Raw genomic sequence first — 10,609 nt, forward strand, 5'->3', positions numbered from 1 at the left:
CTTGTCTACGGCCGGTGGCGGGATGGACGCCGGGGGCGCCACTTCCACGCGCTGTTTCAATTCCAGCTGCTGGGCCTGAGCGGGGCGTTCCTCACCGGCGACATTTTCAACCTGTTCGTGTTCTTCGAGGTGATGCTGATCGCGTCCTATGGGCTCATGCTCCATGGCGGCGGCGCGCGCCGATTGGGGGCAGGCTTTCAATACGTCGCGATCAACCTCGTGGCCTCGACGCTGTTCCTGATCGCCATCGGCTGATCTATGGCATCACCGGAACGCTCAATATGGCCGATCTTGCCGTCAAGGTGCCCCAAGTCGCCGCCGGAAACGAAGCGCTGCTACGCACCGGCGCCCTGCTTCTGTTCCTGGTCTTCGCCATCAAGGCAGCCTTCGTGCCTCTGCATTGGTGGTGCCCGGCACCTATTCCGCCGCTTCCGCACCGGTCGCTGCTCTCTTCGCCATCATGACCAAGGTCGGGGCCTATGCGATCATTCGTATCTTCGGCACGATCTTCGGTGCCGATGCCGGCGCGCTCGCAGGCGTGGCCGTGCCGTGGATTCTGCCGCCGCGCTGGCAACGCTCCTCATTGGCGCCATCGGCCTCCTCGCCAGCCGCACCCTGCTCGACCTCGCTTCCTTCAACATCATCGCCTCCATGGGCACGCTGCTCATCGCCATCGGACTGTTCGACGTCGATGGTTTGACGACGGCGCTCTACTACCTCGTGCACAGCACGCTCACCGGCGCCGCGCTCTTTTTAATCGTGGACCTGATAGCCACGCGGCGCGTGGAGAAGGGCGCGGCGCTCGTTCCGGGCCACCCAATCAGCCAGGCTCCGCTCCTCGGCGCTCTCTTTTTCCTTACGGCGCTGGCTGCCGTGGGCCTCCCGCCGCTCTCCGGCTTCATCGGCAAGCTCATGGTGCTCGATGCGGCTTATGAAAATCCGCAAGCCAGCCTAATCTGGTTTTTCGTACTCGGCGCGTCGTTGATGATGACGATCGCCTTCGCCCGCGCCGGCAGCGTCGTCTTCTGGAACACCGAAGGCCGGACCACCGGACCGACATTGGACACGGCACCCATCTCTCCGGTCGTCGTTGTGGCCGTGCTCGTCGGCGCCATTGCGCTCTTGTCCATTTTCGCCGGGCCGGCCGTGGACGCGTTCCAAGCGGCGGCCGAGCAGGCACTCGACCCGGCGGGCTATATCGACGCCGTGCTAAACTCGGCAGGAAACGTCATGCCATCGACGGGACACTGAACATGTTGAAGCGCTTGATGCCTCACCCGCTCCTGACACTCCTTATCGTCGTCGTGTGGATTTTCCTCAGCGGCTTCTCTTGGGGCTCGGTCGTCCTTGGCGCGATACTCGGCGTGGCGATTCCAATATTAACGAGCCCGTATTGGCCTTCCCGTCCGCATATCGGGAGCCCTCTCGCAATTGTGGAGTATGCCGCCATTGTTCTCTGGGACATCGTCGTTGCCAATTTCCAGGTGGCCTATCTGATCTTGTTCCGCCGTGGTGATTCGCTCCGCTCCCGCTTCGTGACCGTGCCGCTTGACCTCAGAACGCCAGAGGCCATCACCGCGCTCGCCGGCACGATCACCATGACCCCGGGTACGGTCAGCGCCGATCTAAGCGGTGACGGGCGCGCGCTGCTCGTGCATTGCCTCGAGACGGACGATGCCGAGGCCACAGTGGCCACCATCAAGTCGCGCTATGAAACCAGACTTAAGAGGATTTTCGAGAAATGATCGCGCTTTCGTGCACAATCGCCGCGTTCGCCATCGGTGCGGCGATGCTCCTGAACGTCTACCGCCTGCTGGTGGGCCCGGATACACAAACCCGCGTCCTGGCGCTCGACACGCTCGTGATCAACGCCATCGCCCTCGTGGTCCTAACCGGGATCTACTACGGAACTGAAATCTATTTCGAAGCGGCGCTGTTGTTCGCGATGGTCGGTTTCCTCACGACCGTCGCCTACTGCAAATATCTTTTGCGCGGAAACGTAATGGAGTAGCCGATGACCGGTATTGGCGAATTCGCAATTGCGGCCTTGATCTGCCTATCGGCGTTCTTCCTGTTTGTCGGTTCGCTGGGACTCGCCAAGCTGCCCGACTTGATGCGGCGGCTTCACGGGCCTACCAAGGCGACAACGCTCGGCATCGGCTCGCTGCTGATTGCTTCGATGCTCTTCTTCCTGCTGGAGCGGGGCGAGCTCTCGATCCACGAGTTCTTGATCACGACGTTCCTTTTTCTAACAGCGCCGGTCACGGCCCTCATGGTCGCGAAGGCGCACATCCTCTGCGACAAAGATGTCCGCAAACAGTTGCCGCCTACGGGCCGTCAAGCCGGTTGGGCCGTGATCGACGGTCCGCAAGCGGAAAGCTCTGAACCCGATTGCGCTTAGTGGCCCGGGTCCCCGGCCCGACTGGTCTCGAACAGGAACCAGACGCGCCTCTCGGCTTCGTCGATCCAATTCTCAAGCAGGCTCGCGGTCGCCACGTCATTCTCTTCATCGCAAAGTTCATGGACCTGGCGCATGCTGGCAATCAGCGCCTGATTGTCCTGGCCGAGTTCCGCCACCATGTCGAGCGGGTCCACATACTCTGCGTCGTTGTCGGAGATGCGCTGGAGCCGCGCGATGTTGCCGATGGAGCGCAGCGTCGTGCCGCCGATCTTGCGGACGCGCTCGGCGATCTCGTCGGTCATGGCGAAGATCTGATCCCCGTGCTCGTCGAACAAGAGATGGAGGCTACGAAAATGCGGGCCGCTCACGTGCCAGTGAAAATTCTTGGTCTTCATGTAGAGCGCGAACACGTCGGCAAGCAGCGCGTTCAGTGCGCCGGAGATGTCGCGCGTCGCGTTTGAGCCGAGATCGGTCGGCGTGTCGAGTTTCACTTTTTGACGTTCTTTTGGGGTCAAGGGCTTGTTCATGGGTAGCTCCATTGGCGGGCGGAAGCAGTATGAAGGACTCTTAGATGGGAAGCGGATAGCGTGACCGCCAGCGTTTCGAGCCATAGACATCTGGGACGCCTTGTCACGCCTTGATCGAGGTCAGAACTTTCAGGGGCTTAAGCACTGTTCCGAAAACTCACACGGGACAAATGGCGCCCGCTCCCCTAGGGTTCCGGCCATTCGGCCCAACATCAAATGCAAGCTATTCACTGTACGGAGTGCATCATGTTCATTGCCATGAACCGGTTCAAAGTGAAGAAGGGCGCGGAAAGCGCCTTCGAGCAGGTCTGGCTCAGCCGTGAGACTCATCTGGAAGACGTCCCGGGGTTCCTCGAGTTCCAGCTCCTGAAAGGCCCCGAGCGCGACGACCATGTGCTTTACGCCTCCCACAGCCTATGGCGCTCGCAGGGAGACTTCGAGGCCTGGACACGATCGGAAGCCTTCCGAAAGGCCCATGCGCGCGCCGGTGAGGGCAAGCCGCTCTATCTCGGCCATCCCGAGTTCGAGGGCTTTACCGCCCTCCAGGAGATCTCCGCCAAGGCCGCCCCCGCGGCGCCGTAGCGCCCTAGTTCACCCGCATGACCTGAACGAGGTTGTCGGAGAAGGTCGGCGCCCGGCCGAGGCTGCAGAACTCGTCCGAGGAAATCGAATTCACCGACCCGTCCGAACGGTTGAGGCTCCGCCAATAGCCGAGCGTCGCCACGATCACCCCCTCGCCCACGTCGTCGGTGACGCGCGCGAGACCCTCGAAGTCGCCTCTTCCGTTGAACACCCGGACCGGATCGCCTTCGCGGATCGACCGTGACTCGGCATCCTTCGGGCTGATCAGCACGAACTGCTCGCCCTGCCCTTTGATCTTGTGCTCCTCGTTGGCGTAGCACGAGTTCAAGAAGCCATGGCTCTTCGGTGAGATGATGTTCAGCGGATAGTGCTCGGCGAGATTGGGATTGGTCTCTGCGCTCTCCCGCGGCGGCATGTAACCGGGCAGCGGATCGACGTCCTCGCCTGACTGGTTCTCCTCGTACATCATGCGGAATGGCGGCGCGACGAAGTTCTTGGCGTCCTCGACCATGAATTCCACCTTGCCGGACGGCGTCGGGAAATTGCCGTTCGCGTGCGGTAGCCGGTCGTCAGGCGTGCCCACGGCGAGATGGAAATACCCATGCTTGCGGAAATACTCCATGTCGATGCCACCCATCTGGGGCGCATCCCATTGGATGTAATGCGCGGCGAGCTCCATGTCGCTCATGGTGAAGCGCGGGTCGTCATCAAAGCCGAAGGCCTTCGAAAGCAGCCGGAAGATCTCGGCGTTCGAGTTCGCCTCGCCTCGGGGTTCGATCGCCTTCTCATTGAGAGTCAGATAGAAATGGCCCCACGAGAACATCATGTCGTCGTGCTCGCCCGCCATGGTCGCCGGCAAGATGATGTCGGCATAGGCCGCCGTGTCGGTGATGAAATGCTCGGCGGCCACGAAGAATAAGTCCTCCCGCGACAATCCTTCGACGATCCGGTTGGTCTCAGGCGCCTGGCTCACCGGATTGGTGTTGTAGACAAAGAGCCCCATGACCGGCGGATCGAGCTGCATACCGCCCGTAAGTGCGCGGCCGAGCTGCAGGTTGTTCACCACCCGGGTTCCGGGGCGGATGTAGTCGGGGCGCGATACTTTCGCCCAGTCCACTGGGAACTCCCACAATGGCATCTGCAGCAGCCCGCCGCCCACGTGACGCCACGAGCCGGCGAGTGCCGGGATCGCGCAGACGGCGCGGATGGTCTGGCCGCCGCCTGCGTGCCGCTCGAGCGCCACACCCATGCGGATCGACGGCTGGACGGTGGCGAACTCGCGAGCGAACTGGGCGACGTCTTGAGCCGGCACGCCGGTCACCGCCTCCACATAGTCCGGTGTGAAGTCGAGCGCGCGCTTGGCCAGCTCCGGAAAGCCTACCGTGTGCGCGTTGACCCATGCGTCGTCCACATAGCCGCCCCGGATCAGGGCGGCGATGATGCCCATGGCCAACGCCGCGTCCGTGCCCGGCTTCGGCGCAATATGCCAGTCGGCGGCTTTCGCCGTACGCGAACGATACGAGTCGATCACCACGACCTTGGCGCCCTTCTTTTGCGCCTCGAGCACGAACGGCCAGTGATGCAAATTGGTGGAAATCGAGTTGCAGGCCCAGATCACGATGTATTTGGAGTGCGTGAAGCTCTCCGGATCGACGCCGCCCGTCGGCCCGACCGTGAGCAGCCACGCGGTCGAGGAGCCCGAGGCGCAGAACGTCTTCTCGTTCACCGTGGTGCCGAGCCGGTTGAAAAAGGCGTCGCCGCAGGTGAGCCCCTGCACCAAGCCCTCATTGCCGAGATAGCTGTAGGGCATGATCGCCTGAGAGCCGTGCTTGGCGATGATGTCCTTCCACCGCGTGGCGATCTCGGCGATCGCATCGTCCCAGGAGATGCGCTCGAACTGGCGTGAGCCCTTCGGGCCGACGCGCCGCAAGGGATGGAGCAAACGGTCCGGGTTGTAATGATGGTCGTGATAGTCCTTGAGCTTCACGCAGAGCCCGCCCCGCGTCATGGGGTGCTCCTTGTTTCCCCTGACCTCGACGAGCTTGCCGTCCTCGACCTCGTAGATCATGGCGCAGGTGTCGGGGCAGTCGTGGGGGCATCCCCCGAAAAAGGTCTCGCGTTTCGGCTGTTCGTTCATACCCGGCTCTCCCTCATCCTCGGAGCGGCTCTTAGCGGCCGCTGATGGAGGTCAGCCTACGAGGGGTGCGGCTTCTTGTCGATCTGGAAGGCGCACGGATCGCGGCGGTTGAATTCGCCGGGAACGCTCGAAAAACGCGAAAACGCGCCCGATCGTCTAAAGTTCGATTTCCATTTCCGGGCCCTTGCCGCTACGCTCCGCCGGGATTTCGACGGGGAAAGATCGTGGACAGCTTCACACCTCGGATGCTCACCAAGGCGATCGCCAGAAATCCGCGCACCAGCGTGCAGGATGCGCTGCTCATGTTCGTCCTGATGCTCGCGGCGCTCCTGCTCGCGCTTCAGTACGACCTCTTCTACTTCATGGAGAGCTTGAGCGAGGAGCAGCTCCAGATTTCGATAGCCGAGGCGCTTTTCCTGACGACGCTGCTGATCGCCTGTCTGTTCGCCTTTGTCTTACGGCGTCTTAACGAGCAGCGCAGCGACGCCTCGCTAAGGTCGGTCGCGGAGGTCGAGTTGCGACACCTCACGGCGCTGGCCGTGCAGGATCCCCTCACCGGCCTGCTCAATCGCCGCGCGCTCATGGAAGCCCTAACCGCGGCGGTCAAAGCGCCGCCCACCGACAGCACCGAGCACGCGCTCTACCTCATGGATCTGAACGGCTTCAAGTCGGTCAACGACGCGTACGGCCACACGGTCGGCGATCAAGTCCTGGAGATCGTCGCCGATCGCTTCCGCTCGGCCTCCCGGCCAAGCGATCTCATCGCCCGTATCGGCGGCGACGAATTTGCCGTGCTCGCCTACCACGTGACCCGCGAGTCCGCCCGCACCATCGGCATGCGTTTCGTGCAGAGCCTCACCGCCCCCATCCGCGCCGGCAAGCACACACATGAAATCGGCATGGCGGCCGGTGTCGCGCTGATCCCCGAAGATGGTGGACGCCCGAGGACGCACTGCGCAACGCCGACGCCGCCATGTATCGGGCCAAGGCGATGGGCAAAGAACTTGTGTTCTTCGCCTCGGACATGGAAGCGCAAATACGCATCGCCTAGCGTTTTTCGCTTCGGGCGACGTCGGTCGAGAAAGGGGCGATTGGTGCGGACGGCGGGAGTCGAACCCGCACGGGGGTTGCCCCCCTCAGGATTTTAAGTCCTGTGTGTCTACCAGTTCCACCACGTCCGCATCCCCGCGCGCGGAGCGCGTCACTAGAGCGCTATCGCGACGGAAAGTCTAACGATAGCGCCCTAGCATTTTATTGAGGCGAGCGCTTTCTGAAGACCGAGACTAGGCGGGAGAGGTCGGCTTCTTCTTTCCCCTGCCCGTCTTGGCGCCGGGGCTTCCTCCTCGGCTTTAGGCTCCAGCTCTTCTTCCTCCAGCCCGTCTTCCGGCTCGGCCTCGGGCGTGTCGCCTGCCTCCGGCTTCTTCTCCTCAGGTTCCGGTTCGGGCTCAGGCTCAGGCTCAGGCTCAGGCTCGGCCTCAGGTTCCGGTTCGGGCTCAGGTTCCGGCTCCGGTTCAGGTTTAGGCTCTGCCGCTTTCACCGCCGCTTCCTCGCCGGCCGAGGCCACTTCCGGGCTCTCCTTGAGCTCGTTCTTCGCGGGGACCGCCTCCACGGGCGTGGGGACCGGCGCGGGCGCAGGCACGGTCGTGACCGTCACCTCCTTTGCCCCCGTCTCGAGGCTTGCCCTGAGCAGCAGGAAGATGACCACGGCGTTGAGCAGATGCCAGATGAAATGGGTCCCGACATTCCGCTCGTCAATCACCAGCCGGTCGCAGAACGCGAGATCGACCGAACGCAGGATGATCGAGACCGCGAAGACGACAGCCGCTGCCAAGATGTAGGGCGCGGCCTTGTGATGCCGCTCCGCGGCGACCATGCCGACGATGATGAGCGCACCGAGCGCCGGCAGATAGGCCATGCTGCCGTTCAGGCAAGGCTTGGCGTCCGGCGCCGCCCCCGGCAGGCCGATCCCGCCGTCCCAGCAATGGACCTGCATGGCCGCGCCCACGAGGCCAGCGAAGACCAAGACGAGCAACACGGTCCACCCCGGCGGCACGCTCAAAAAGCGATTCAGCGCAAAGCCGAGATAGACCAGCATGAACAGGCCGATCGGGATCACGTCGGCCAGCGCCGTCCCCTCGTCGGCAAAAAGATGGAACGCGAGGCTGCCAAAGCCGATGAGGAAGGTGAGCGCCACGAGGAGATAGTGGTCGGCGCTGCGCTCGTCCCGGGGGCGCCACAGAATGAGCTGCCAGAAGATCAGCGCGGCGAGAAGGAAGCCGGCATTCGATATGGCGTTTATCGGCTCGGCCCAGAGCGCTTCGTTGGTTCCGCGCTCGCAATAGAGAAAAACGTGCTCGCCAAAAGTCATGGTCCCTTGTCCTTTCAACCCATCAAACAGGAAAGAGGCCCTCCCTCAGCCGGCGAGCCGCACGCCGGACTCTTGCAGTCTTTTGATTTGGAACGTCCCACCGTCCATGTGCCCAGGCGCATGTTAAACGCGAAACGCGTGCTGCGTCAGGGGTGTCATGCATTTGACGCGAATCTTCTTCGCCGCCCGAGATCTCCCTCGCGAAAACGCGCCGAGCCCTAGCCGGACCTTTCAGGTTGCCCTAAGACAGACGCTCGAACGGATTTGGGTTCGTTTGTCACAAGGCGTCGTGCATGTTTCCGCGGCTTTTCAAGATTTGGCACGATGTGCGCTCGAGCCTTTGGGCGCTGCCGCTCCTTATGGTGGCGCTGGCCGCGCCGCCGCGATCCTCGCCGTGCACATCCCGGTCCGTCAGGGCGACGATCCGGTGTGGTTCCTGTATAGCGGCGACGCGGAGGCGGCCCCGCAATTCCTCTCCAATCTCGTCACCGCCATGATCACCATGGCAACTTTGGTGGTTTCCATCACCATGGTCGTGCTGACGCTTGCGGCGCAACAGCTCGGGCCCCGCCTCATCCGCAGCTTCATGGCCGACCGCCGCACCCAAGCAACGCTCGGCCTGTTTGTCGCAACGGTGGTCTATCTGCTGCTCGTGCTGCGCACGACCTATGGCGGGACGGACTCCGTTCCCAACCTCGCGGTAACGGGCGGCACCGTTCTCGTGCTGCTCTGCCTCGTCGCGCTGCTGATCTTCGTGCATCACCTCGCGAGTTCGATCATCGCCGACAATACGATCGACCGCGTCGGCGAGGCGCTGGACGATGACATCAAGCGGCTCCTACCGGAGTCCAATTCCAACCAAGCGAGTAAGCCGGACAAGAGCCCAGCCAAATCGGGCACGCCCTTGGAGCTTCACAAAAGTGGATACGTGCAGACGGTGAACTATCACGGCCTGGTGGAGATCGCACGCGAGGCCGATGCGGTCATCGAGCTCGCCTTCAAGCCCGGACGCCACCTTGTCGAAGGCACGACCTTCGCCTGGATCGAACCAGCCTCCGCTGACGAGGCCCATAAGAAGATCGAGGACTGCGTTTCCCTGAGCGGGGAGCGCACCTCGATCCAGGATTTGGAGACCTCGATCCGGCAACTGGTCGAAGTCGCCTTACGGGCCCTCTCCCCGAGCATCAGCGACCCCTTCACGGCGATGGCGGTGATCGACCGGCTGACAACGTCGCTCGCCAAGATCATGAAGCGGGGCATGCCCCAATGGGTGTGGACGGACGAAGACGACCGCGTGCGTCTGCTGGCGCCACGCTCCACCTTTGCTGACATCGTCGAGGAGGCTTTCAGGCAGATCCGCCAGAACGCGCAAGATCAGACCGCGGTGCTCATCAGGCTGGTGGAGAGCATGGGCCAACTCATGCCACGCGCGGACGAGGCCCAACGTGCCGTTCTCGAAAAGCAGATCGGGATCGTGCTGGATACGGGACGCCGGAACATTGCCCAGAAGCAGGATCTCGAAACTCTGGAGGCGCGGGCCAAGCTTGCCTTGGACCGAACATCCGGGCGGGTCCGCTAGTCCTTGCTTTTCGCCTTGGGTGGCAGCGCGATACGGATGTTCAGCTCTTTGAGCTGCTCGGGCGAGACTTCGGACGGGGCGCCCATCAGCAGATCTTCCGCCTGCTGGTTCATCGGGAACATGACCACCTGACGGAGGTTGTCCTCGCCGCAGAGCAGCATGACCATGCGGTCGATGCCCGGCGCGATGCCGCCATGGGGCGGCGCGCCGTATTGCAACGCGCGCAACATGCCGCCGAAGCGCTGCTCCAGCTCTTCCTTCGGATAGCCGGCGATGGCGAAGGCCTTCTCCATGATCTCCGGCTTGTGATTCCGGATCGCGCCCGATGAGAGCTCAACCCCGTTGCACACGAGGTCGTACTGATAGGCCAGGATTTCGTCCGGCTTCATCGTGTCCAGTGCCTCGAGCCCGCCTTGCGGCATGGAAAACGGATTGTGCGAGAAGTCGATCTTCTTCTCGTCCTCGTTCCACTCGAACATCGGGAAATCGACGATCCAGCAGAAATCGAAGCAATCCTTCTTTGTGAGATCGAGATCATTGCCGATCTTGACCCGGGCGCGCGCAGCGAAATCGGCAAACTCCTTTGGCAGTCCAGCGACGAAGAACACCGCATCGCCGTCGCCGAGTCCGAGCTGCTCGCGGATGGCTTGCGTGCGCTCAGGCCCGATATTCTTGGCCACGGGCCCGGCCCCCTCGCCGTCGCGCCAGAAGATGTAAGCCATGCCCGGCTGACCTTCGCCCTGGGCCCAGGCATTCATGCGGTCGCATACCGCGCGAGATCCGCCGCCCTTTCCGGGGATCGCCCAGACGCGCGTGTTCACGTCCATCTCGATCATGCCGGCGAAGATCTTGAAGCCCGAATCGCGGAAATGCTCGGTCACGTCCTGCATCTCGATCGGATTGCGCAGGTCCGGTTTGTCGGTGCCGTATTTGTGCATCGACTCCGAATAAGGGATGCGCGGGAATTTCGGCGTCACCGGCTTGCCGCCGCCGAACTCCTCGAATAGTCCGCGGA

The 10,609-nt window shown here is 62.7% G+C and carries 12 protein-coding genes, 1 tRNA gene and 1 pseudogene; 9 read left to right on the plus strand and 5 right to left on the minus strand.

The genetic code is table 11. The features are described 5' to 3' along the window. The 6 genes from AUC71_RS22275 to AUC71_RS07915 all read left to right on the plus strand — a co-directional run. Positions 1-255 (plus strand): proton-conducting transporter transmembrane domain-containing protein (locus AUC71_RS22275; protein ID WP_342021820.1); only part of this gene is annotated, 255 nt, incomplete at its 5' end. A gap of 26 nt (positions 256-281) precedes the next feature. After that, the gene (locus AUC71_RS22280; RefSeq protein WP_069623828.1) at positions 282-464 is read left to right on the plus strand and encodes a hypothetical protein; all 183 of its coding nucleotides are present in this window, start codon (positions 282-284) and stop codon (positions 462-464) included. A gap of 85 nt (positions 465-549) precedes the next feature. After that, positions 550-1,251, plus strand: coding sequence for a proton-conducting transporter transmembrane domain-containing protein (locus AUC71_RS22285; RefSeq protein WP_069623829.1), 702 nt, complete (start codon positions 550-552; stop codon positions 1,249-1,251). A gap of 2 nt (positions 1,252-1,253) precedes the next feature. Further along, positions 1,254-1,745, plus strand: a complete 492-nt coding sequence (locus AUC71_RS07905; RefSeq protein WP_069623830.1) for a Na+/H+ antiporter subunit E — start codon at positions 1,254-1,256, stop codon at positions 1,743-1,745. Further along, entirely contained in the window at positions 1,742-2,011 is a 270-nt protein-coding gene (locus tag AUC71_RS07910) for a K+/H+ antiporter subunit F (protein ID WP_069623831.1), read from the plus strand. Before AUC71_RS07905 ends, AUC71_RS07910 begins: the two co-directional genes overlap by 4 nt. A 3-nt stretch (positions 2,012-2,014) precedes the next feature. Further along, a complete protein-coding gene (locus AUC71_RS07915) occupies positions 2,015-2,401 on the plus strand; it encodes a Na+/H+ antiporter subunit G (RefSeq protein WP_069623832.1) in 387 nt (128 codons plus the stop codon). Here AUC71_RS07915 and AUC71_RS07920 read toward each other — a convergent pair. Further along, positions 2,398-2,928 (minus strand): Dps family protein, encoded by a 531-nt coding sequence (locus tag AUC71_RS07920; protein ID WP_204376672.1) that lies wholly within the window; start codon positions 2,926-2,928, stop codon positions 2,398-2,400. The genes AUC71_RS07915 and AUC71_RS07920 overlap by 4 nt on opposite strands. 246 nt (positions 2,929-3,174) lie before the next feature. On the opposite strand from AUC71_RS07920, the gene hmuQ reads away from it, so the two are divergent. Then, a complete protein-coding gene (hmuQ, locus tag AUC71_RS07925) occupies positions 3,175-3,510 on the plus strand; it encodes a heme-degrading protein HmuQ (protein WP_069623834.1) in 336 nt (111 codons plus the stop codon). 4 nt (positions 3,511-3,514) lie between these two features. Here the strand turns inward: hmuQ and AUC71_RS07930 are convergent, their stop codons facing one another. Continuing rightward, positions 3,515-5,647: a molybdopterin-containing oxidoreductase family protein gene (locus AUC71_RS07930; protein ID WP_069623835.1), complete on the minus strand. Its 2,133-nt coding sequence runs from the start codon at positions 5,645-5,647 to the stop codon at positions 3,515-3,517. Positions 5,648-6,228: 581 nt separating this feature from the next. Here AUC71_RS07930 and AUC71_RS22650 point away from each other — a divergent pair. Continuing rightward, positions 6,229-6,528, plus strand: a pseudogene (locus tag AUC71_RS22650) (GGDEF domain-containing protein); the annotation flags it as partial. Positions 6,529-6,739: 211 nt separating this feature from the next. On the opposite strand, the gene AUC71_RS07940 reads toward AUC71_RS22650, so the two are convergent. Together AUC71_RS07940 and AUC71_RS07945 are read right to left on the minus strand one after the other, a co-directional pair. Continuing rightward, positions 6,740-6,828, minus strand: a tRNA-Leu gene (locus tag AUC71_RS07940). 62 nt (positions 6,829-6,890) lie between these two features. After that, a complete protein-coding gene (locus AUC71_RS07945; RefSeq protein WP_069623837.1) occupies positions 6,891-8,015 on the minus strand; it encodes a ceramidase domain-containing protein in 1,125 nt (374 codons plus the stop codon). Positions 8,016-8,355: 340 nt separating this feature from the next. Between AUC71_RS07945 and AUC71_RS07950 the strand changes: the two genes are divergently transcribed. Next, entirely contained in the window at positions 8,356-9,594 is a 1,239-nt protein-coding gene (locus AUC71_RS07950) for a DUF2254 domain-containing protein (protein WP_069623838.1), read from the plus strand. Here AUC71_RS07950 and AUC71_RS07955 read toward each other — a convergent pair. Next, a partial coding sequence (locus AUC71_RS07955; RefSeq protein ID WP_342021821.1) for an amino acid--tRNA ligase-related protein occupies positions 9,591-10,609 on the minus strand: 1,019 nt, incomplete at its 5' end. The genes AUC71_RS07950 and AUC71_RS07955 overlap by 4 nt on opposite strands.

Source organism: Methyloceanibacter marginalis (assembly GCF_001723295.1).
Lineage (GTDB): Bacteria > Pseudomonadota > Alphaproteobacteria > Rhizobiales > Methyloligellaceae > Methyloceanibacter > Methyloceanibacter marginalis.

What these genes read in the sequence shown, in the direction of transcription:
- AUC71_RS07920 (WP_204376672.1), bottom strand. Translation starts at nt 2,928, where the DNA reads ATGAACAAGCCCTTGACCCCAAAAGAACGTCAAAAAGTGAAACTCGAC.
- AUC71_RS22280 (WP_069623828.1), top strand. Translation starts at nt 282, where the DNA reads ATGGCCGATCTTGCCGTCAAGGTGCCCCAAGTCGCCGCCGGAAACGAA.
- AUC71_RS07930 (WP_069623835.1), bottom strand. Translation starts at nt 5,647, where the DNA reads ATGAACGAACAGCCGAAACGCGAGACCTTTTTCGGGGGATGCCCCCAC.
- AUC71_RS07905 (WP_069623830.1), top strand. Translation starts at nt 1,254, where the DNA reads ATGTTGAAGCGCTTGATGCCTCACCCGCTCCTGACACTCCTTATCGTC.
- AUC71_RS07910 (WP_069623831.1), top strand. Translation starts at nt 1,742, where the DNA reads ATGATCGCGCTTTCGTGCACAATCGCCGCGTTCGCCATCGGTGCGGCG.
- hmuQ (WP_069623834.1), top strand. Translation starts at nt 3,175, where the DNA reads ATGTTCATTGCCATGAACCGGTTCAAAGTGAAGAAGGGCGCGGAAAGC.
- AUC71_RS07915 (WP_069623832.1), top strand. Translation starts at nt 2,015, where the DNA reads ATGACCGGTATTGGCGAATTCGCAATTGCGGCCTTGATCTGCCTATCG.
- AUC71_RS07945 (WP_069623837.1), bottom strand. Translation starts at nt 8,015, where the DNA reads ATGACTTTTGGCGAGCACGTTTTTCTCTATTGCGAGCGCGGAACCAAC.